The organism is Bacillus sp. S71 (genome assembly GCF_016625265.1).
Lineage (GTDB): Bacteria > Bacillota > Bacilli > Bacillales > Bacillaceae_G > Bacillus_A > Bacillus_A cereus.
In genome coordinates this window covers 174225-196057 of the sequence record NZ_JACVUW010000002.1, presented here as the reverse complement: position 1 = coordinate 196057, position 21833 = coordinate 174225, and the positions used below count along the sequence as shown (strand labels likewise).

Sequence of the window (21833 nt, the reverse complement as noted above, 5' to 3'; positions counted from 1 at the left end):
CCTTTTTTATATTCATTCATATTTTCTATAAAAGTTAGATGCAATAAGACAAAGAAGACCAACTATGACAATACTTATACCAATTCCTTTATGCAAATTAGGAAACGGTGATGGTATGTCTGAATAAAAATTTGCTAATATGAGACCGATTGAAACGAAAAGTACCCCTATTCTATATAACCATTTTCTTTTGTTCATCATTCTCCCCTCCTAAAATTTTTCATACACTCCTTTCTTTTGGACATACTACCTAAAAAAGGAGTGAATAATATGCAAAATTCTATACATAAGCAAATCCTATTTTTATTTTTCCTATTTCTTATTCTCATCATCGTTTTCAGCTTTATATTACATACTCCGAAAGATGTACCAAATAGCGTTTCTTTCTATAAACTACTGCTCTCGTATTGCCGTTATTGAAGAAGGTGCCTTTTATGAGGCACCTTTTAAAATTCTCTTTTTTCATATAGCTTTATCGAAACGAAGGTAGCTAAAATTAGCATACACATATTGAATAAAGCAATATTAAGGTTGTGATACAAATAATAAACAAAAATTATACAAAGTAGAAATTTATAGTAAAATCTTTTTTCCACTAATCCAAGCAGTTGATCAATACATATACAGATTGAATCCGTAAATTAATTTGTGTTTTTCCTCCCTACATGTCACTCCTATATCAAATAAAGTAGCCATAATCGCTTGGTAAGATTTTAATAATACACACGCTTTTTAACAAAATAATGAACTTATTCCACAATATAAATCAAATACCTAAAGGCATCTGTTATTCATACTTCCACAGTAATCACACGGGGCGTAGAAATATAAAAAGAATGCAACAATTTCTTGAAAAATCGCTTCACACCCATATAATTTCTAGCTTCACTCAAATGAAGGTCAATCGTATTCTCTTCAGAATTAATAGTAAGATATCAATACATCCATTATCCTTATATCCATGTCATCTACTCTCCCTGAATCGTTCCTTTAAGATAAAGCCCAATTCTTTTCTCAACCCCGGGTCTATATTGATAAACCCCACGCATAATTGTAGAATAAGTCAATGCTATTTCTCATTCTTCCGCCATTTCCACCAAATCACAAAAACTGAGATTGCCTTATTAGAGTTATAGCATCTACGTATCCGCTTTCAGTAAATCTCTTATAAGAGAACCGTCCTTTCTAAAATAAGTTATTCTACTTATTATCAAACACTTCAACTCTTTGTTAACAAAGATTATAAACTCGAATACCGTAGGAATTAAATAGTAAAAAACCATGAAATTGCATTTCCGCAACTTCATGGCCTTCATAAACAGATAAGAAAGTACTATTATTTAATTAAAAACATTCTATTTTACCAAGCTACAGCCTTATCTCTTCCCTTCTTCTTAATTACATACTTAATTCCAGCTATTCCTCCTGCGGCAATTAACCCCGCACCAGAAACTGCACTTACCATACTAATGATTGTTAAAACTGTAGATCCTTTATTTATTAAATCAATAACTATAGCCGCAGCAGATTGTGTTAATCCTAACTTTGTAGCAAAAAAGCTACTTTGACTTCCAAAATCAATTTCCGTTATAGGAATATTTCCAGTAACTGTACCAAAAAATGTGACCATAATAATTGAAACCATCATAAAACTTGTAACAGTTAGTTTTTCTCTTTTTGAAATGGTTAAATTCATGTTACCCCCCCTAGTATAATTACTTCACAACAAATCTTTTTACCAAGCTACAGCCTTGTCTCTCCCCTTCTTCTTAATTACATACTTAATTCCAGCTATTCCTCCTGCGGCAATTAACCCTGCACCAGAAACTGCACTTACCATACTAATGATTGTTAAAACTGTAGATCCTTTATTTATTAAATCAATAACTATAGCCGCACTAGAATGTGATAATCCTAATAATGTAGCAAAAAAGCTACTTTGACTTCCAAAATCAATTTCCGTTATAGGAATATTTCCAGTAACTGTACCAAAAAATGCAATCATAATACTTGAAGCCATCATAAAACTTGTAACAATTAGTTTCTCTTTTTTTGAAATGGTTAAATTCATATTAATCCTCCTAGTATAATTACTTCAAAATAATTTTTTTACCAAGCAGCAGCTTTATCTTTCCCCTGCTTCTTAATCACATACTTAATTCCAGCTATTCCCCCTGCGGCAATTAACCCTGCACCTGTAACAGCAGTTACTATACTAACGATTGTCATAATTGTAGATCCTGTGTCTATTAAGTAAATAATTCTATTCGCCGAAAGATTGGTAAGTCCTAATTTTGAAGCTAAAAAACTACTTTGACCCGAAAAACCAGTACTTGTTACAGAGATATCCCCAGTAACTGTACCCAGAAACCCTATCATGATAATTGCAATCAAAACTAAAGTTGAAACTATCACCTTTTCCTGCTGAGATGCATTTAGATTCATCCATTCCCTCCTCTTAATTATTTAAATTTACTCCCTCACAAAAAAACATTTTCATACATTAAAAGAAATAATTGGAAGTAATGTTTATGGTTTATATTATACAATATATTTAAATAATAACAAGATTTAAATTGGATTTTTTATACAATTAGAATTATAGAATAGCGATAATTTCACAATAAAGTTTGCGAGGCAATTTGAAATAGGTAATATGTAACACAGTAAATCACTATAACTATTCTTTTTAATTTAGTCGTACTTAATAATCTATAAAAAACATATATAGCCAACATTAAAAATGGATTAAACATAACAAAATATAAATTTGTAGACGGCGTTATTAATTTATCACCTTCAAATAAATTTAAACAGCCTAACGGGACAGTAATTAACATATTAAAGAAAACCACGACACTGATGATGTATAGATATTTAGTTTTTGAAGTATCATCCTGCATTAACACACCAAAAAAGTAAAATATTATACTAACTAACATTAGACCTACTAATATAAATATTAAAACTAGTATTTGTCCAGTTACTATAAGAGTGATTAACGTCGAATCTTCTAACGAATTTACCCCACTCTGTTTTACTGTATTAAGTACACTATCCAAAAGACTATATTGATAAAATGTGTACATTGTAATTATACCTATCCATACCATTAATACATTTTTAAACGATACTTTCTTATCCATAAATATCTCCTTTTTTAAATACTCACCAACAAAGCCCAGAATAGTCCTAACGATATAACAGCAAAACTAATTAATATAAATTTTTTCATATATGCATTAGAAAAATATTTATAGGCTATGATAGAATATAAAATTAAAGCTACTTCAATTAAAGGTAATGCTATAATACTATATTCCTTATTAATAAAAATAATAATAAAAGCGATTATTATCATTAAAGTGGCAACCTTGTCCATTATTTTCATTGTATTCTCCTTTCCATTATTAAGAAGGCGTTATATACCATTCTATTAATCCTGCTAAGCAAATCAAAATTAAAACCAAAATAATTAGAGTTAGTATCTCTAAAAAACCTTGATAAAGTACTATCCTTACTCTTTTTTTACTAAAATACATTCTTATAATTAGGTCTACTGCTTTAAGTCCTATAGCTGATGCAAGAATTAGGGCTGGAAGCTCAAATATACCATGGGGAATTAATTTCACTAGTATTTCTGATATATCCATATTATTTTGAAAAGCATCCCTTATGGCTACCCCTATAATTAAACCATTAAATAATCCATAAAATAGAGTTGTGCCACCCAGTGTTAAAATGCCAGATGCTAAAAATAAACAAGCAACTATATTATTTACTATAAGATGAAGAGCACTATCAGCCCTAATATACGTATCCATATAAGATTCACTAGTAGGTATGTTAAGCCCCATTAATACCCCACTACATAATATGAAAAACGCCATCAAAATAATAACTATATTACTCTTTAAAGATATAACAATTAAACTGCTTGCTTTTCTAATCATTTATATAAATTCCTTTTATAATATTTTCAATCTCATCCAATGAAAATTCATTTGTAGATAATTGTTCTCGAATGTTTCCTTTGTGCAAAATAAATATTTTTTTACTTAGTGAATAAGCTAACTCTAAAATATGAGTCGTAAAAATTACCGTATTTAATTCTGCATAATCTTTTAAATAACTTTTTATAGAATCTGTACTTATAAGATCAACTCCTGTTAAAGGTTCATCTAAAAATAATATATCCGGATTATCAATAATAGCCGAGGCTATAGCTATTTTTTGCTTCATCCCATTACTGTAAGTTGTTAGTAATTTATCCTTAGAGTTATATAAGTTAAAAAGCTTTAACTTATCTCTAACAATATCTAAACGTTGTTCTTTCGAAACCCCTAAAATAGAAGAAACAAACATTAAATACTCTTCTCCACTAAGGTATTCATACAAAGAAGGTGTATCTGGCACAAAGCCTAATCTCTCTGTATTTATATTTATATCTCCACTATCATATTTGGCATAGCCTAATATCGTTTTAAATAATGTTGTTTTCCCCACTCCATTTGTACCAACTATAGAATATATACCATTGGATTCAATACTAAAGCTTAAATTATTCAATACCTGTTGTTTTTGATACTTTTTATTTAAATTATTTACTTGTAGTATTGTCATTTAATAAAAACATCCTTTATATATTTATTCTTTAAAAATTTTATTGTCAGAAATTGAGCTAATATATATAACGCTAAAATTACAGGTATTAATAAAATTAAATACAATTCACTCAAATAATATATACCCAATTTTTCGGAAAGATATGTAGCTATTAATAAAGGTAAATATAAGGGAATTAATATAATACTTAACAAATTATTAACCCTGGTTCCTTTTTCTGATCCCCCAATTTCAAAATGGTGTTCCCAATTTAGTTTAGGATATAAGCCAGTCGTAGCTAATTGAAATAAACCAGATAACATTCCAAATGAGAAAGAAATTGTGGCGGTTAAAAACATTAACAAAAGACTTCTTGACAATAAAAAAACTATTAACCCTACTGTACTAGTTGTTATCAAAACAAAAAAACTATATATATATAATTTTTGTCTTACTAAATTCCATACAGTGTATCCTTTATTTATAAACAAATGAATGCTATTTTTCTCAGCATCAACCGATAATATCGTCCTTAATGCATCTCCGATTAATTGAAAAGAAGGTATTACAAGTATTAAACATATCGCAATAGCAGATGTATAAGGTGATTCGCCCAAGTAATAATAAATAAATGGTAAAGTCATCCCCATAAAAAATAATAGTCCTAGCGTAGTTTTAATAATATATTCAATAAACCATCCCCCTGCTCTTTTCATATGAATCACATCCTTAGTATAAAAAGGAATATCACTTTTTATAAATAGATTCCCTTCACCCTTAACCAAAATATTACTAGCTAGATTTCTAAATTCTATTAAGTCAAATTTCTTTATTGTATATAACCATAAATAAGAAAGCCCTATTATACATAAAATTATCAAAAATATGTAAACATAATACATATCTTGAATGAGAAAAATCCTCATATATTCTATCGCAATGTTTACCACATTAATTTCCGATATTCCCCTTATTTGATTAATTACAAATTTATCATTCAAGACTAACGATATGATCGAATACGGTATTAGAAAAAGAAATATCCCCGTAATAAAATAGTTAAAAACTCTCATAGCGCTAATTTTTTTATTTGAATAAAAGATTTTAGAAACATTAAATTGTATATATGTTATTAACAGACTTAATCCTACATTGACTAAAATCATAAAAGGTATAATTTTAATCCAAAATAACATTTCAAAATTCTTGATAAAAATTATAGGTAAAATAAACGGTAAAAAAATTACTCCCCATATAAAAAATGATTTAAAAAGAGCTGAAAATGTAATACCAGATAAAATTCGCATTTGCTTAAATACAGTTAAAGAATCTAGTATTTTTGTTTCGTCTAAAAGAAACAAATGTTTATTCTGATGAAAATATCCAAAATTATCCATTGCAGATACAAAAAATAAAAAAATTACAAATAACGGCAATAATTCTAATGTTATTTGTGTTTTAATAGTAAAGTATACTGAAAGTGTAAGAACCACTAAAAACGAAATAATCAAAAAAGAAAAAATATATTTTATGAATAGTTTAAAGTTGAAATTATGGATATCCCAATCTGCAAAAAACTTTCGATATTTATATTTGGAATTAAAAACAACAAAAGAATAATATTGTTCTAATTGTTTTCTCATTTAAATTCTCCTCCCTACTACAATTACCTATTTTTTCATAAAACTTAATATTTTTCTATTTTTGTATTAAGTTTACATTATATATTCATTATAGATACTCTGCCCTTAAAAATAAACCTTTTTTGTAATTTTTGTTAAATTATCCCTTGTCAACCTTTTAAATAATTAGTTTTTATCTTACATTTAAGTCCATAACATACTTCATGCCTGCGAAATCTTCATAACTTTTACAAACGTTTTTTAGCTCTAACATCTCTTATTCCCCCTTGTATAAACACGCAATCAGCTGCTGCAAATCTTCAAGTGACAGCTGCAACGCTTTACTTTCCAATAAACGAAGCCTTTGCTCTTTTAATAGTTCATTATTTTTACGTGAAACATAAGTCCCCTTCCCAGCAACAGTTTCTATATATCCTTCTTTTTCAAGCTCCTCGTACGCACGCTTCGTTGTAATTACACTAATTTGTAATTCCTTCGCTAAATTGCGAATAGACGGTAATTGGTCTCCACCCTTTAAACCACCATTTAAAATAAGCTGGCTTAATTGTTTTCTTATTTGCACATAAATAGGGTCTTGGGAAGAATTCGAAATAATAATATTCATGTTTTCCTCCAGTGTGTGTATATACAAAACATCCTATTTTTAGCAAGAAAAAAAGACCAACATTTTCCTGTTGGTCTTTCGTATATGTATCACTTTTCAAAGCGATCTAACATCTCGTCTCTCATTCCGAAACTTACTACTGCAATTCCTATATACATAAACAGAAGGAATGCCGGATGAACCGTGTTGTACCAGCTGCTGTCAACGATTAAGTAAATCGTTAATGCCACAACAAGAACAAACGCTAAGATAAACATATAAAAGTGTCTTGTACTACCCATGATAAACTCCTCTCTTCTCACTTCACCATTCAACAGTTTATTTTATCGAATAATTCGATATGACTCAAGGTTAACTTTCTGTTATGTAATCAAGTTCCACCTTTACAATGTCCTCACATGCTATTGAAATGATTGTTCCTTGTTTATCAATCGCCGTCACTTCTCTATTATCCATTACACGATTTGCTACTCTTTCTAACACTTTCCCTTGGTCTCGATAGCAAAATTCTTTTACATCTTTAATTGTTTCTCCATTTTCTAAATGGTATACCATTCTATAACATCGATATCCCACACTTTCACCCCCGTCTTGCTCGTTTTTTCACATATACATAAAAATGAGTAATTTTTGCCTCATCACATCTTCTTAATTTCAATAAAATTCTAACAAAAATAAATACTTTTATCAAACCGACTTTTTCAACAAAACTACCTATAAAACTACACCTTTACACCATTAGGAAACAAAAAATATAATTTTTTAACATTTTCTTCACTATTTCTGCATAAAGTGAAACTTTAATCAGTGGGGATTTTTGTTCATCCCCACTGATTATTAGTTGAACCAATCGGGCATTTACGGACAGTTTATCTCCCACCTGGCTTCTTTGCACCAGCTAAGTTTTGAGTTGGGAGTTTACTGTCCGTTAATGCGGGACAAATTGTCCATACAAAAAAAGAACCCGCCGCAGCGAGTTCTCCTTTTGTTATTCTAATCAAACTTGTACAGGAGCTGGCTTTGCATAACGTAAAACTGGTTTACGTGCAGCCATCGTTTCGTCTAAACGTTTAATGACTGTCGTATGCGGTGCTTCTTGTACAACTTCTGGATTTTCTTCTACTTCTTTAGCGATTTGAATCATCTTATCAATGAAACCATCTAATGTTTCTTTTGATTCTGTTTCTGTCGGCTCAATCATAATACACTCTTCCACATTTAATGGGAAGTAAATTGTTGGTGGATGGTAACCGAAATCAAGCAGACGTTTTGCAATATCTAATGTACGTACGCCAAGTTTCTTTTGACGACGACCTGATAATACAAATTCATGCTTACAATGTCTATCGAATGGAAGATCGTAGAATGGCGCTAATCTTCTCATCATATAGTTCGCATTTAATACAGCATACTCAGTTACTGCACGCAAGCCATCTGGACCCATAGAGCGAATATACGTGTATGCACGAACGTTAATTCCGAAGTTACCATAGAATGGCTTCACACGACCAATTGCTTCTGGACGGTCGTAGTTGAAGTGATAACCATTTTCCGTTTTTTCTAAAATCGGTTTTGGTAAGTACGGAATTAAATCAGCTTTCACACCTACTGGACCAGAACCTGGGCCACCACCGCCGTGAGGACCTGTAAATGTTTTATGAAGGTTTAAATGCACAACGTCAAATCCCATATCTCCTGGGCGTGCTTGGCTTAATACCGCATTTAAGTTTGCACCATCATAGTATAACTTACCGCCTGCATTATGGACGATTTCTGCCATTTCTAAAATATTTTCTTCGAATAGACCTAATGTATTAGGATTTGTTAACATAAGTGCTGCTGTTTCTTCGTTTACAACACGTTTTAAGTCTTCTAAGTCAACAAGGCCATTTTCATTTGATTTTACTGTAATTGTTTCAAAACCAGCTACAGTTGCAGATGCCGGGTTCGTTCCGTGAGCAGAGTCAGGTACAATTACTTTCGTACGGTTAAAGTCACCATTCGCTTCATGGTATGCACGAATTAACATTAAACCTGTCCATTCTCCGTGTGCACCAGCTGCTGGTTGTAAAGTAACAGTATCCATACCTGTAATTTCAATTAAATGCTCTTGTAAGTCATACATTAATTCCATTGCACCTTGTACTGTCTTTTCATCTTGCAGTGGATGAATATTTGCAAATCCTGCGAAACGAGCTACACTCTCATTAATTTTCGGATTATATTTCATCGTACAAGATCCAAGTGGATAGAATCCAGAATCAACACCGTGGTTACGGTTTGAAAGTGCTGTATAGTGGCGCATAATATCAAGTTCAGATACTTCTGGTAGCTCTGCATCTTCTACTCGAATATAATCGCTCTCAAACACATCTTCTAGTTTCACTTCTTCTACATCTAATTTGGGTAAGCTATATCCTATGCGTCCTTCTTTACTCACTTCAAAGATAAGTGCTTGGTCTTGGTTCTTCATTGGATAGCCCCCATTTCGTTTACAAGTGTGTCAATTTCCTCTTTTGTACGAAGCTCAGTTACTGCTACAAGCATATGGTTTTCATGCTCTTTATAATCACGGCCTAGATCGTAACCACCGATAATATTCTTTTGTAATAATGCATCGTTTACTTCTTTCACTGGACGTTTGCAATCTACAACAAACTCATTGAAGAATGGTCCAGCAAATGTTACTGTGAAGCCTTTCGCCTCAAATTGACGTTTTGCATACTGTGCTTTAGAAATGTTTTGACGTGCCATTTCTTTCACACCTTGTTTGCCAAGTGCCGTCATTGCAACAGAAGCTGCTAATGCATTTAACGCTTGGTTTGAACAAATATTAGACGTCGCTTTATCACGGCGAATATGCTGTTCACGTGCTTGTAACGTTAATACAAATCCACGTTTACCATCTGAATCTACAGTTTGTCCAACAAGACGTCCTGGAATTTTACGCATAAATGCTTTCGTTGTTGCAAAGTAACCACAGTGCGGTCCACCAAACTGCGTTGGAATACCGAATGGTTGTGCATCACCGATTACAATATCAGCACCAAATTTCCCTGGTGGTGTTAATGCGCCTAATGATAATGGATTTGAAGAAACGATAAATAATGATTTTTGTTGATGAACGATTTTTTCAATATCAGCTAATTTTTCAACTTGTCCGAAGAAGTTTGGATATTGAACGATTACACAAGCAACTGTATCATCTACTTCACTTTGTAATACGTCTAAATCTGTTACACCATCTTTATGATTAATTTCAACAACTTCAAGATTTTGACCTTTTGCATACGTTTCAAGTACTGCTCTTGATTCTGGATGAACCGCGCTAGATACAAGAATTTTCTTTTTGCGAGTATGGCCAGCTGCTAACATTGCCGCTTCAGCTAAAGCTGTACCCCCGTCATACATAGAAGAGTTTGCTACATCCATTCCTGTTAATTCACAAATCATTGTTTGGAATTCAAAGATTGCTTGTAATTCCCCTTGTGAAATTTCCGGTTGGTATGGTGTGTAAGCTGTATAAAATTCTGAGCGAGAAATAACATGATCTACAATTACTGGAGCATAATGATCGTATACGCCTGCTCCTAAGAAAGAAGCGTATTCTTTTAAGTTAGCATTTTTACTAGCCATTTGAGATAGCTCTTTTAAAAGCTCTGGCTCTGATTTTGCTTCTTTAATTTTTAAATCCCCTTTAAAACGAACACTCTCTGGAATATCAGAGAATAATTCATCGATCGTTTGAACGCCGATCGTTTGTAACATTTCTTTTTTGTCTTCTTCTGTCATTGGAAGATAACGATGCAACATGAAATCTACCCCTCTCCCCGTTACTTTGAACGTTTGTAAAATGGTGTTGGAACAACTACTGCTTTGACGCGTTTATTACGAATTTCAATTTCTACTTCTGTATCAACTGCTGCGTATTTTACATCAATTAGTGCTAAACCAATGCTTTTCTTTAACGTTGGAGATTGTGTACCACTCGTTACTTCCCCAATTTTTTCTTCACCAATAAATACAGGGTAATGCGTACGAGGAATTCCACGTTCGATTACTTCGATGCCGACTAATTTACGAGGCGCACCGTTTTCTTTTTGCTCTTTTAACGTTGCTTTTCCAAAGAAGTCTGCTTCTTTATTTGTTTTTACCGCAAAGCCAATTCCAGCCTCAATCGGTGTAATATCTTTTGATAATTCTTGTCCATAAAGTGGTAATGTTGCTTCGAATCGAAGTGTATCACGAGCACCTAAACCACATGCTTTTAAGCCCTCTTCTGCTCCAACTTCAAGAAGTTTCTCCCAAAGTTTTGCAGCATCTTCACTCTTACAGTAAATTTCGAATCCATCTTCACCTGTATAACCTGTACGAGATACAAGTGCTGGAATTCCATCTACAAGAATATCGTTTTTAAATTTAAAGAACTTAATTTCTTTCAAATCTTCTGACACAACTTTTTGTAAAATGCCTTCTGCTTTTGGTCCTTGAATTGCAAGCTGTGCAACTTCACTAGAAACATTGACTACTGTCGCATCGCCAATTACATGACTTGCTAACCATTCGTAATCTTTCTTGATATTTGATGCATTGATTACTAATAAATAGTCTTCTTCACCACGTTTGTAGATTAATAAATCATCTACTGTACCACCATTTTCGTAGCACATAGCTGTATATTGTGCGCCCCCTACCTTTAAGGTAGATACGTCATTTGTAACAACACGTTGTAAAAATGCTAAACTATCTACACCTTTTACTTCAACTTCTCCCATATGAGACACATCGAACAAACCTGCAGCTGTACGTACAGCTTCGTGTTCTTCTTTAATGCTTGAAAATTGAACTGGTAATTCCCAACCACCGAAGTCGATTGTTTTCCCACCATACTTCGCGTATACATCAAATAACGGTGTACGTTGTAATGTAATCATGCTCTCTCCCCCTTATGCTTTGACAAATCAATAAAAGTTGCTTCCCTTTTCTAAACATTTTCATTCTGAAAAGATAGGATATACGGAATCTCATTATATTTTTTTATGAAAGCGTAAATAAAAAATCACTTTCTTGGATAAAATACGAAAGATTCCACACATTTCACACCATTATCCTAACATCATTCGCTATATTTCATCAATATTCTAGCATAAAAAATAATTTAGAATTTTTTATGTTAAAACACAATAAATACAGCTTTTGAGATTTAATACTTTATTATTGTCTATCATATAGCCTTTAATAACGATAATTATGCCTTCTTTTAAGGCAAATCATCATACATTAAAAAATAATTACTTTAGTTTATAAAAGGTGGGAGAGTCGTAATGAATGTCGATATTTCCGTAGATCGGACGTGGCAAAACAATTTTTTAAATAGAATTGATGAAGATGGTCCTTGGACAAACTGGGATTTATATCACTTAGCTTATGAAACAGAAAAATCGTTACTTGTTCCTACTTTTGATGGACTACAAGCACCGAAACATTTATCCCATTTCACACCGCTTCCGCATCAATTAGAAGTCGCTCAAAATGTAATTGAACAAATGAATGGTAAAGCGATTCTAGCAGATGAAGTAGGTCTTGGAAAAACAATCGAAGCTGGACTTATTTTGAAAGAATACATGGTCCGCGGGCTTGTGAAAAAGGTACTTATACTTGTCCCAGCTTCTCTCGTATCACAATGGGCATACGAGCTGAATACAAAGTTTTTCATTCCCGCTGTAGCACAAAAGAAAAGCTACTCGTGGGAACAAGCTGACGTAATCGTATCATCAATTGATACTGCGAAACGTTCACCACATCGCGATATCGTGTTGAACTTAGAATATGACCTTATTATTATCGATGAAGCACATAAACTGAAAAATAATAAAACAAAAAACTATGAATTTGCACAACGATTAAAAAAGAAGTTTTGTTTATTACTAACCGCTACTCCTGTTCAAAATAAGATTGATGAAATTTTTAACCTTGTTTCTTTATTAAAGCCAGGACATCTAGGCAATCAATCCAACTTTGAAGAATATTACGCTTCCAAAAATCGTTCAGCCGAATCAGATGAAGACTTAAAAGCTCTCATTAACAAAGTAATGGTGCGAAATAGACGACATAATACCGGTATCGATTGGCCGAAGAGACATGTACGTACAATTTTTGTTGAGTTTAATGAACAAGAACAAGCTCTATATAATGATATCGAAAATTGGCGAGGGCAAGACGCCTTCACATCTGCTTTCTCATCGTTAACTTTAAAACGGGAAGCGTGCAGTAGTCGTGAGGCTGTTTACTATTCATTGAAAAAGCATGTAGAAAAAAGACAGAAAGAAAATGAACATTATATAAAAGATCCACATATCGATGTGCTAATGGACAAAATTAATCATATTCCTTTCAACTCGAAAGCAACTAAAGCTCTAGAGCTTATAAAAGAAATTGACGATAAAGTCGTCATTTTCACGGAATACCGAGCATCACAGATGTACTTACAATGGTTTTTACAACAACACGGTATTTCTTCCGTCCCATTCCGCGGCGGATTTAAACGCGGGAAGAAAGATTGGATGAAGGAACTTTTCCAAAATCGTGCCCAAGTGTTAATTGCAACGGAAGCTGGCGGAGAAGGCATTAACTTACAGTTTTGTAGCCATATGATCAATTATGATTTGCCATGGAATCCAATGCGTCTTGAGCAAAGAATCGGACGTATTCACCGTCTCGGTCAAAAGAATGATGTTCATATTTATAACTTAGCTACAAAGCATACTGTTGAAGAACATATTTTGAAACTGTTATATGAAAAAATCAACTTATTCGAGCGTGTTATCGGTGAACTCGATGAAATTTTAACGAGAATTAATATGAAAAACATCGACGCGCACATTCAAGAAATTTTCGCGCAATCAAAAAGCGAAGGTGAAATTAGAATTAAGATGGAAAACTTAACATCTATTATCGACTTTGCGAAACGAAATGAAGCTGAGGTGCAAGGCTATGCAGCAACATGAAATTCATAATTACTTATACAATTTCTTTGAGGCGAATAACTGTGAAATTTTAGAACGTTCTCCTCATTTATTAGATGTACAGTTAACAATTGAGATGGATAAATTATTAATGAATCGCCCTTTTTATTGGCACTATCTTGAGAAAACAGGAGGCGTACCGAATCCGATGCGCCTTACTCTTATTACAAATCCAGAAAATGAAGAAAATGATGGTGAGCTTATTCACTACGGTTCACCACGTCTACATCAAATTTTCCAAACGACAAAAGAATTAGGCTCTTACATACGTTTATATGAGGATGTAAGACATAATGGGGCAACACATACACCGCTCCACCCTTGGCTCGGTATTAATATAAAAGTTTCCTATCAATGTGATCGAAAAAAAGACATCCTTCACTCGATTGGCATTCATCTCATTTCTGGAACAATGATGGCAAACTTTCATGAAACATTAACAAACATTAAACTTACACCAAAAATACCTGATTTTTGTTTTACGCTCTCGCCCATCATTAAACCTCAAAGTGGTTTACAACGCATAGAAGACGCTTTAAAAAATATAATTGCAGAAGATGACCATACGTGGGCAAAAGAAGCAAGAGTGCGTTGGAATCATGATCTAGACCTTTTAAACCGTTTTTATGAAGAAAGTGACGAACTTCCTGAGAGCTATGAAATTGAAAAACAAGCTCTGCAAGAACAGTATGAACCACATATTACAGTGCAAATTATTAACGGTGGCCTTTTTTATGTTACCGCGAATCATTTTCTATCTTGAAGAAGCTCCTTCTGCTTTAGAAGGAGCCTCTTTTGAGCTATTTTCTACCCTACTCGCTATCGCCACTACGCTCTTGCTGTTTTTTCTGTGCCATACGTTTCTGGTGTGCACGATCCTTTGCACTCACATGATTTGCATCAGTTGGAAGATTTTCTTTCGAACGTCCAATTCCATTGCTCATCTTTCCCACTCCTTTTTACGTTTTTCAAAATACATGTTTATTTTCAGCTAGAGTTACAATCCTTATACAAAAAATAAGAGCAGCCATTGGCTACTCTTACTCGCTCACATATTTTTGAAACATATCATGGATGCCTTTATTTACTAGGTTCGAGATCTGCTCGTCAGATTTATTCGGATAACGATCACGCAATCTGATAGATGCCTTCACCATTAAATTTTCTAATACAGAACGGCCACCTTCTCCATAAATAATTTCAGCATATTTAACAAGCCTTCCATCCTCTACTGTTGCTGGATTATGATTGAAGAAAAATTTACTCATTGTCTCCACCTCTCTCTTTTGATAACGTTTACATTTATATAGATTATTTATGTTATTTATTTCACAATATTGTATGCATGTATATTTAATTAGTTTCATTATAAAGCAACATATCGATAGTAAATATGTGATTTTCCGTCCATTTTGTGAACAAACTAAAAATGAAAGCGTTTCCTTTATTATATACTAAAAAAACTTACTACGCTAGGGGCAATTTTTTTCAATCTACTAATCCCTCAAAAATTGATATATTTTTTCTTTTCCCATTAAACCTTATACAATTTTCAGAAATTATATTATAAAATATATGTATGACTTAAGGAGGCTTTGTATGAATCAAAATAAAAAAGCTATATTAGATCTTGTCTTTTATCTCGTAATCCCATTCCTCATTTGGAAATTTGCAAAACCTTATATCGATCCTTATTACGCGATGTTACTTTCCTCTGTTCCGGGGATTATTTATACACTGTATACCTTTAAAAAAGAAAAACAGTTTAACGTGACAGGGTTCTTTATTTTAATTACACTCATTTCTAATACAACGGTAGATCTATTATCTGGATCAGCTGAACGAATGTTGTGGAATGATGCATATTATCACATCGTACTCGGTATTATCGTCATCTGTACAATTTTCATAAAAAAACCACTCATGTTATATTTCGCTGCGGATATTGCAGCGCTGCAAGGACATGACCGCGATAAAAGTCGTGAACTGTATCGTGATAGTCGTATCTATCCAGCACTACAATACTTAACGTTATTTTTCGGCCTACAATTCATATTAAAAAGCTTCTTAAAAATTTATTTCATCTCTGTTTTTGGTGTAGATGGCTACGGTGAAATGAGAGCGATTATGACCGCTGTCGGCTGGGGCATTTCTATTTGTATCGGAATAGGGTTCGTATGGGTGAACAATAAAATACATGCCGTTACGGAAGAACAAGAATCCGTGCAGTAAATAAAAATCCCCTAGTGTATTACGACACTAGGGGATCTTTATTTTGCTAGACATATGACTAAAATTTAACTTGATTTTTTTCTTTTACTTTTTACATTTCGATAAAACAAAGCAGCACTCAGCGGCATAACACCAAACCACTTATTCATAAATGGCTCTTTTTCAGCACGGCGTTGTTCTTTCTTTTGTTTTCGATCTTCTTTTGGAGCATCCATATACGACACAAACTGCTGCGTCACAAAGCGAACATAATCATTAGTAGACATATTATCATCACCTCTACTTGATTAGTATGTCCACTTTTTTATACATTAATCTTTTCCTTTAATTCATTCATAATTTGCTTTACAGACTTATTTGTCGTATCGATATGAATATGAGCCTCTTCATAATAAGCTCGGCGTAATTCAAATTTCGTTACAAATGCATCTATATCTTTCTTTTGAAATAGTGGACGTGTCGTATCTTCACGAAGCCTCTCTGCAATTACATGCGGATCACAATATAAATACACGACAGTTCCGTTCTCTTTCATCCACTTGCGATTTTCCGCTCGTTCAATAATTCCCCCACCAGTTGTAATAATGACATTATGGACTGGTAGCGAACGTAACATTTCGCTTTCATATTCCCGAAAAGCCGTTTCGCCTTCTTCGGCAAAAATATCACGAATTGCCTTCTCTTGCTTCTCTTCGATTTTTTGATCAGTATCTACAACATCCATTTGAAGTTCTTGACTTAATGCTTTTCCAATTGTTGTTTTCCCTGCTCCCATATAGCCGGTTATGTATATAGATTTCATTTTCTGTCCTCTCAATCGTCATTTATTAATTGTTATTATAACGAAAGATGCTACTTTGTTTAATAAAAAAACGTTTTGTTCTTATACTATGAAGAACAAAACGTAACACTCGCTTTTACTTATAAGTACCTCTTCTCACCCACTGCGTTGCAATCCATTTCTCGCCTTTCGTTACAGGTGCCCCTCCGTGTAACGTAAGCTCATTTAGTGATTGATCTTGATAAAAATACTCAAAGTATACTGCCATTCCCTTTCTAGGGTGTACAGAAAGATTTAATTTCGGGAAGTACGTTTCCCCGCCTTCTTCTACATCATTTAAGTACATTACAAGCGTACTAATACGATTGTTAGCAGCTGATCTACTATGTTCCGCAAAATAATCATAGTGTGCTTTATATTGTTGATCCACTTCATAATTTAAAATGTGCAATCCTTCACCATGCGACGCAGGAACATTCATGATAGATGAAATTCGTTTTTCAATCTTTGAAGTAAGTTCATTGTCTTCCAAAAATGCACCGCTACTTGTTCGAATATCATTTACATCACGTGATGAACCAACTTTAGAACGCTTCATTTTATTTTTAGACATTTCAATCAATTCATCACACTCTTCATCACTTAGTACATTTGCTAATACGACAATAAGAGGTTCTTCGAATTTTGAAATAATGTGTATTTCTCTATCTTCTGTCATAATCGTATTTCCTTTATGATCAAAAATAGTTTGTTCCTTATTTTCACCTATTTGATTGTTGTTTGTCATTTCCCTATTCTCCCTAAAAATAATGATTGGATAGCATGAATATATCACATTCTTTCTACCTTTCTCTTTTTTGAGAAAATTTAAACTTTTAATCATTATATTTATCCATTTCTTCTAAAAAATCAATTCAATTTACAATAGAAATCCCTGGTTTTTCTTCGTATTTTTTACATACTATTCTTCTATCCAATCGACTATTTTTCCATCCTTTTTTCTATACCGAAAGCTCACCGTATAGAAAGCTTCCTGTTTGAGTGTACACTGCAACGCAACGAGAATTAAATCATTTTCAAAGATATAATTTCCACTCACTTCTCCCTTTTCATACTGAAAGAAAAATGCACCTTCTTTTTCTTTTTGCTGTAAGTCTTTTTTTATATCTGTAATAGATCGGTTAAGTAGTTCATCCAGTAAAAACTTTTGTTCTATTTCTATATAAAAATTTTTATCTGTAAACAACATATTTGTTTCGTATATAAAAAAAGAAGTTAATAAAATAAGAAAGATGAGTGTTCCAGGCATTGTAAACCCATTTTGCCCTCTCATACATTCATTTCCATTTCACTATATCGCATAACTACACCTTCATATATTTTTCCGCTAGTATCTTTCACATTTATAATGAGTACATGAGGTGTTAGTTTGTAAGAAACCGTTCCAATATTTTGTAAAACAACTTCCCTCCCGCGCCTATTTACCTTTCTTATAAGACGACTATTCTCTTTTTCATACGATACTTCACTCCCATTACGCGATCGAAATCGTAAAATACTTTCTCCATTTTCAAATGCTAGCTGTTCTCCAGATGATACTTCACGAAACTCCAATTGCATTTGCCCTAAATACACATCCCACTCCCAATCATTTAACCCTTTCGACTGTTTATTTTCCATTTCAATGAAATGTAAGCGGGGAAAGAGCAAAAAAAATATTGATAATAGAAACAGACATACAATCATTTCTATTAATGAAAAACCAAATTCTAATTTATTTTTTCTCCTACATAAAAGCATTGTTCCATCACTCTGTCTTTCACATCTCTCCACAGGGTACAAACTTCATTGCCTCCCCAATATGTGTAATACACAATTCCATTTATATTCTTTTCTATTATTCGCTTTTCTTCATTTCCATACATATATATAATTGCTTCCTTTTTTAATAATCCAGATGCCTTATAACGAATTTGTATATTTTTTCTTTCTTGCATAACTAATACTGTTTGCGGTAGTAGTAACGATACAGCCATCATTAAAATACTTAACGATACAATCATTTCAGCCATTATGGATCCTTTTTGACATTTCACGATACGTAAATCTCCCTCTTCCAAGCTGAAATACAATTTCATATTTATAATTTCGATATGAAATTATAATCGTACCACCTCTATTAATATTTCCACTTGGATTATATGTCATCGGATTTGGAAACGTATGCAAATCAATTTGTATATCTTCTTCATACTCCCGCTTGACGATATAATACTTTGTACCTGACTCTTTTATAGCATACATATTTCTATCTTTATGCCAACGTAATGTATAGTGCTTTTGACGATTTATCGCTAATTGCTGCATATACAAAATATCATTTGAAAACTGTCTCAAAAATTGTTCAACTTTTTGTCGCTCGTATAAGGAATGAACACTAAAATACGTAACTACACTTAATACAGAAATAGCAAATAAAACGAGTAACATTTCTAAAAAAGTAAACCCCTGTTGTTTCACAATGCCCTAATTGATACTGAGCCATCATCTGAAATATGAATAGATTCGCCATTCGGGCACTTATCAGTTGTAATATACTTTTCATCTGTCAGTTCTTTTAACGATGGAATTTTATTATGTTGTAATTGATATACTTGTATTTGCGCTTCTATAGATTTCACGTAAGCTGCACACCCTTTTCCTTGGACCGATGAACGCTGTGTAACTACATTCGGAATAATTAATAGTAATAATATAGTTATGACAACCATTACTAATAGCATCTCTAACAGAGTAAATCCTTCCTCATTCTGCATACAAATGCCCCCTAAATAGAATTCATCATTTGAAACATTGGCATAATCATCGCTAAATACATAAGGACAACGATTCCTCCAATACATGTAAATAAAATAGGCTGAATGATAACTAACATATGTTTAATTTTCCGTTCCATCTTTTCCATAATAAGATCGCTATAGTCACCTAATTCAATCGCTAAATTGCCGTTTGCTTGTCCATGCGTAATAACATAAGAAAGTTCTTTCTCGTAATACCCACTTTTAGCAATGATAGATTGTAACTGTTCTCCTCCAATTAATTGTCTTTCAATCCGGCTCGCTTCATATTGAAAGAACGGATGATATCTTTGCTCCATCATTATTGTTAAAGCTTCGCATACTGATAGTCCACCATTTAATAAACCACTCAACTGAGTAGCAAAATAATGTGAATGCTTTAAAATAAGAAATGTTTTGATGAGGGGCATACGAAGCATGATTTTTACCTGGCTAATATGTGGAAGTTTCCTAAAATACAACATATACAAACTACATCCAATAATAACAGTTAAAATAGCGGTTAAAATAATGTAAGGTAGCAGTTTTATTGCACTTAAAATTTGTTCTGTAAGTAGTGGTGTATTAGAACCGAACGAACTATAAACCATTTCAACCTGAGGTAATAAAATGAGGTTGAAAATAAAAAGCATGATTAGTAGAAAAAACATTAAAAACATAGGATACTGCATGATTTTCATCATATCTCTCCTATACTTATCTTTCTTATAAAGAAGTGCACTTCCTTGTTGCAAAGCAAAAGAAATATCACCATGTTGCTCGGCATAAAATAAATAACTTAACATGTCCTGATGAAACTTTAACTGATGAAAAGAATCGTGTAGACTTTTCCCATCTTTTAACCCCTCAATCATGTGCTGCAATTGTACTTTCTTTTCTACAGGTAATTGAAACTGTAAAAATTCTAATGCTTGTAGAAGAGAGTAGCCTTTTTCTAGTAATTCTCCTAAACGTTTCAACAATACTACTTGATCACTTAAACTCCAAGTTTTCTTAAACATAAACATCATCTTCTAAAAAACCTAAAGCATATCCTTTTCTTATTGACGATTCTAAAGTCTCATGTTTGTAAGTAACACATTCTCCATCTGCTTCTTTAAGCGCTTGTTTTAACTCATATCCATATAGCAGCTCATAAATGCTTGCTTGCCTTACTTGCCTCATTGATTTACATAAAGTTGAGCACTTTCCTCTGCAAAACGGACACTTCAATTCGACAAGTCGCTGTGCAGCTACAGCCAATAAAGACTGTTCAATCTCTTGCCTCGTTATACCATAATCCATGAAACGAATGATTGCTCCTTTCGCATCATTCGTATGCAGCGTTGTCATGACTAAATGTCCTGTCAAACTTGCTCTTATAGCTATTTTTGCTGTTTCTTCATCACGGATTTCACCGACTAAAATAATATCTGGATCATGACGTAAAATAGCCTTTAATCCTGTTTCATATGTGAGACCCGCTTTTTCATTTATTTGAATTTGTAATACATCGTCACTTCTTTTTTCAACCGGATCTTCAAGTGTAATGATGCGGCGTGTTTTCTTTTTTCTAATTACCTCTAATAATGCATACATTGTCGTTGTCTTCCCAGAACCAGTCGGTCCAGTAAACACGAGTAGCCCCTGTGAATAGCGTAAAAACGAGAGTAGTTTTGCTGCCGTACTTGGAAATAACGAAAGATGTGATAAGGGCTGCACAGATGCTTGTAAATGAAGGCGAATAACGAGACTTTCTTGATATACTGTTGGAAGTGTTGAAAGGCGTAAATACACTTCTTGTCCATCAATTTGCAAATACAACGAACCATTCTGTGGCTTCCGTTTCTCTCCTATGTCCATAGATGCTAAAAATTTAAAATGTGAGACAAGTTTTTCTCCAAACTCCTTTTCAATACAATGTCTCGTCATTAAATCTTTTCCTACACGTAGTTGCACCGCTACATCCTTCTGCCGGGGCACAATATGTAAATCTGACGCTTGTACCCTACACGCTTCTTTTAAAATTGTATTCGCAAAAATTTCAATCCCATTCATCACTTTTCCCTCCTCACTATGTATATAGCATGAAAACATGCACAATAA

The 21833-nt window shown here is 33.1% G+C and carries 31 protein-coding genes; 4 read left to right on the top strand and 27 right to left on the bottom strand.

Annotated features, from left to right (window positions below):
• Positions 1–12: 12 nt before the first annotated feature.
• The 15 genes from IBT51_RS04445 to gcvT form a co-directional block, all read right to left on the bottom strand.
• Positions 13–201 carry a hypothetical protein gene (locus IBT51_RS04445; protein WP_088022411.1) on the bottom strand — a complete coding sequence of 63 codons (189 nt, stop codon included), beginning with the start codon at positions 199–201 and terminating at the stop codon, positions 13–15.
• A gap of 1159 nt (positions 202–1360) precedes the next feature.
• Positions 1361–1696, bottom strand: a complete 336-nt coding sequence (locus IBT51_RS04440; RefSeq protein WP_088022409.1) for an uberolysin/carnocyclin family circular bacteriocin — start codon at positions 1694–1696, stop codon at positions 1361–1363.
• Between the two features lie 39 nt (positions 1697–1735).
• Complete coding sequence (locus IBT51_RS04435; RefSeq protein ID WP_088022406.1) at positions 1736–2071, bottom strand: uberolysin/carnocyclin family circular bacteriocin; 336 nt, start codon at positions 2069–2071, stop codon at positions 1736–1738.
• Positions 2072–2109: 38 nt separating this feature from the next.
• Positions 2110–2379, bottom strand: a complete 270-nt coding sequence (locus IBT51_RS04430) for an uberolysin/carnocyclin family circular bacteriocin (RefSeq protein WP_170924963.1) — start codon at positions 2377–2379, stop codon at positions 2110–2112.
• A gap of 239 nt (positions 2380–2618) precedes the next feature.
• Positions 2619–3146, bottom strand: coding sequence for a hypothetical protein (locus tag IBT51_RS04425; protein ID WP_088114542.1), 528 nt, complete (start codon positions 3144–3146; stop codon positions 2619–2621).
• A gap of 14 nt (positions 3147–3160) precedes the next feature.
• Entirely contained in the window at positions 3161–3391 is a 231-nt protein-coding gene (locus IBT51_RS04420; RefSeq protein ID WP_088022069.1) for a hypothetical protein, read from the bottom strand.
• Positions 3392–3410: 19 nt separating this feature from the next.
• Positions 3411–3953 (bottom strand): stage II sporulation protein M, encoded by a 543-nt coding sequence (locus IBT51_RS04415; protein ID WP_088022068.1) that lies wholly within the window; start codon positions 3951–3953, stop codon positions 3411–3413.
• On the bottom strand, positions 3946–4623 hold the full coding sequence (locus IBT51_RS04410; protein ID WP_088022067.1) for an ABC transporter ATP-binding protein: 678 nt from the start codon (positions 4621–4623) through the stop codon (positions 3946–3948). Before IBT51_RS04410 ends, IBT51_RS04415 begins: the two co-directional genes overlap by 8 nt.
• The gene (locus IBT51_RS04405; RefSeq protein ID WP_088022066.1) at positions 4620–6248 is read right to left on the bottom strand and encodes a hypothetical protein; all 1629 of its coding nucleotides are present in this window, start codon (positions 6246–6248) and stop codon (positions 4620–4622) included. Before IBT51_RS04405 ends, IBT51_RS04410 begins: the two co-directional genes overlap by 4 nt.
• A gap of 256 nt (positions 6249–6504) precedes the next feature.
• On the bottom strand, positions 6505–6852 hold the full coding sequence (locus IBT51_RS04400; protein WP_088022065.1) for a GntR family transcriptional regulator: 348 nt from the start codon (positions 6850–6852) through the stop codon (positions 6505–6507).
• Positions 6853–6941: 89 nt separating this feature from the next.
• A complete protein-coding gene (locus IBT51_RS04395; RefSeq protein ID WP_000535933.1) occupies positions 6942–7133 on the bottom strand; it encodes a hypothetical protein in 192 nt (63 codons plus the stop codon).
• 70 nt (positions 7134–7203) lie between these two features.
• A complete protein-coding gene (locus IBT51_RS04390; protein ID WP_000262496.1) occupies positions 7204–7407 on the bottom strand; it encodes a DUF3929 family protein in 204 nt (67 codons plus the stop codon).
• A gap of 442 nt (positions 7408–7849) precedes the next feature.
• Entirely contained in the window at positions 7850–9325 is a 1476-nt protein-coding gene (gene gcvPB / locus IBT51_RS04385) for an aminomethyl-transferring glycine dehydrogenase subunit 2 (protein WP_000795702.1), read from the bottom strand.
• Positions 9322–10665 (bottom strand): aminomethyl-transferring glycine dehydrogenase subunit 1, encoded by a 1344-nt coding sequence (gene gcvPA, locus IBT51_RS04380; RefSeq protein ID WP_000903240.1) that lies wholly within the window; start codon positions 10663–10665, stop codon positions 9322–9324. Before gcvPA ends, gcvPB begins: the two co-directional genes overlap by 4 nt.
• A gap of 20 nt (positions 10666–10685) precedes the next feature.
• On the bottom strand, positions 10686–11786 hold the full coding sequence (gcvT, locus tag IBT51_RS04375; protein ID WP_200458070.1) for a glycine cleavage system aminomethyltransferase GcvT: 1101 nt from the start codon (positions 11784–11786) through the stop codon (positions 10686–10688).
• A 390-nt stretch (positions 11787–12176) separates the two neighbouring features.
• Here gcvT and IBT51_RS04370 point away from each other — a divergent pair, with 390 nt between their 5' ends.
• Positions 12177–13859 carry a DEAD/DEAH box helicase gene (locus IBT51_RS04370; protein ID WP_001100040.1) on the top strand — a complete coding sequence of 561 codons (1683 nt, stop codon included), beginning with the start codon at positions 12177–12179 and terminating at the stop codon, positions 13857–13859.
• Positions 13846–14640 carry a YqhG family protein gene (locus IBT51_RS04365; RefSeq protein ID WP_044784477.1) on the top strand — a complete coding sequence of 265 codons (795 nt, stop codon included), beginning with the start codon at positions 13846–13848 and terminating at the stop codon, positions 14638–14640. The genes IBT51_RS04370 and IBT51_RS04365 overlap by 14 nt, the downstream gene beginning before the upstream one ends.
• A 49-nt stretch (positions 14641–14689) precedes the next feature.
• On the opposite strand, the gene IBT51_RS27205 is transcribed toward IBT51_RS04365, so the two are convergent.
• Positions 14690–14821: a hypothetical protein gene (locus tag IBT51_RS27205; protein WP_050844516.1), complete on the bottom strand. Its 132-nt coding sequence runs from the start codon at positions 14819–14821 to the stop codon at positions 14690–14692.
• A 96-nt stretch (positions 14822–14917) separates the two neighbouring features.
• Positions 14918–15145 carry a hypothetical protein gene (locus tag IBT51_RS04360; protein WP_000032702.1) on the bottom strand — a complete coding sequence of 76 codons (228 nt, stop codon included), beginning with the start codon at positions 15143–15145 and terminating at the stop codon, positions 14918–14920.
• Positions 15146–15218: 73 nt separating this feature from the next.
• Here IBT51_RS04360 and IBT51_RS04355 point away from each other — a divergent pair, with 73 nt between their 5' ends.
• Complete coding sequence (locus tag IBT51_RS04355) at positions 15219–15335, top strand: hypothetical protein (protein ID WP_003279814.1); 117 nt, start codon at positions 15219–15221, stop codon at positions 15333–15335.
• Between the two features lie 141 nt (positions 15336–15476).
• Positions 15477–16109: a VC0807 family protein gene (locus tag IBT51_RS04350; RefSeq protein WP_001073111.1), complete on the top strand. Its 633-nt coding sequence runs from the start codon at positions 15477–15479 to the stop codon at positions 16107–16109.
• 65 nt (positions 16110–16174) lie between these two features.
• Here IBT51_RS04350 and IBT51_RS04345 read toward each other — a convergent pair whose 3' ends face one another.
• From IBT51_RS04345 to comGA, 10 genes are all read right to left on the bottom strand, one after another.
• Positions 16175–16375, bottom strand: coding sequence for a YqzE family protein (locus IBT51_RS04345; RefSeq protein WP_000106083.1), 201 nt, complete (start codon positions 16373–16375; stop codon positions 16175–16177).
• 38 nt (positions 16376–16413) lie between these two features.
• Complete coding sequence (locus IBT51_RS04340; protein WP_000836660.1) at positions 16414–16911, bottom strand: shikimate kinase; 498 nt, start codon at positions 16909–16911, stop codon at positions 16414–16416.
• Between the two features lie 115 nt (positions 16912–17026).
• The gene (locus IBT51_RS04335) at positions 17027–17677 is read right to left on the bottom strand and encodes a 2OG-Fe(II) oxygenase (protein ID WP_000183863.1); all 651 of its coding nucleotides are present in this window, start codon (positions 17675–17677) and stop codon (positions 17027–17029) included.
• A gap of 174 nt (positions 17678–17851) precedes the next feature.
• A complete protein-coding gene (comGG, locus tag IBT51_RS04330; protein ID WP_069356197.1) occupies positions 17852–18223 on the bottom strand; it encodes a competence type IV pilus minor pilin ComGG in 372 nt (123 codons plus the stop codon).
• Positions 18220–18690, bottom strand: coding sequence for a competence type IV pilus minor pilin ComGF (gene comGF, locus IBT51_RS04325; RefSeq protein ID WP_000923102.1), 471 nt, complete (start codon positions 18688–18690; stop codon positions 18220–18222). The genes comGG and comGF overlap by 4 nt, the downstream gene beginning before the upstream one ends.
• On the bottom strand, positions 18660–18962 hold the full coding sequence (locus IBT51_RS04320; protein ID WP_140155598.1) for a type II secretion system protein: 303 nt from the start codon (positions 18960–18962) through the stop codon (positions 18660–18662). Before IBT51_RS04320 ends, comGF begins: the two co-directional genes overlap by 31 nt.
• Complete coding sequence (gene comGD, locus IBT51_RS04315; RefSeq protein WP_002094140.1) at positions 18955–19410, bottom strand: competence type IV pilus minor pilin ComGD; 456 nt, start codon at positions 19408–19410, stop codon at positions 18955–18957. Before comGD ends, IBT51_RS04320 begins: the two co-directional genes overlap by 8 nt.
• The gene (comGC, locus tag IBT51_RS04310) at positions 19407–19706 is read right to left on the bottom strand and encodes a competence type IV pilus major pilin ComGC (protein WP_053563652.1); all 300 of its coding nucleotides are present in this window, start codon (positions 19704–19706) and stop codon (positions 19407–19409) included. Before comGC ends, comGD begins: the two co-directional genes overlap by 4 nt.
• A gap of 11 nt (positions 19707–19717) precedes the next feature.
• Positions 19718–20749, bottom strand: a complete 1032-nt coding sequence (comGB, locus tag IBT51_RS04305; protein WP_083530659.1) for a competence type IV pilus assembly protein ComGB — start codon at positions 20747–20749, stop codon at positions 19718–19720.
• The gene (comGA, locus tag IBT51_RS04300) at positions 20742–21785 is read right to left on the bottom strand and encodes a competence type IV pilus ATPase ComGA (protein ID WP_001013187.1); all 1044 of its coding nucleotides are present in this window, start codon (positions 21783–21785) and stop codon (positions 20742–20744) included. The genes comGB and comGA overlap by 8 nt, the downstream gene beginning before the upstream one ends.
• Positions 21786–21833: the final 48 nt, after the last annotated feature.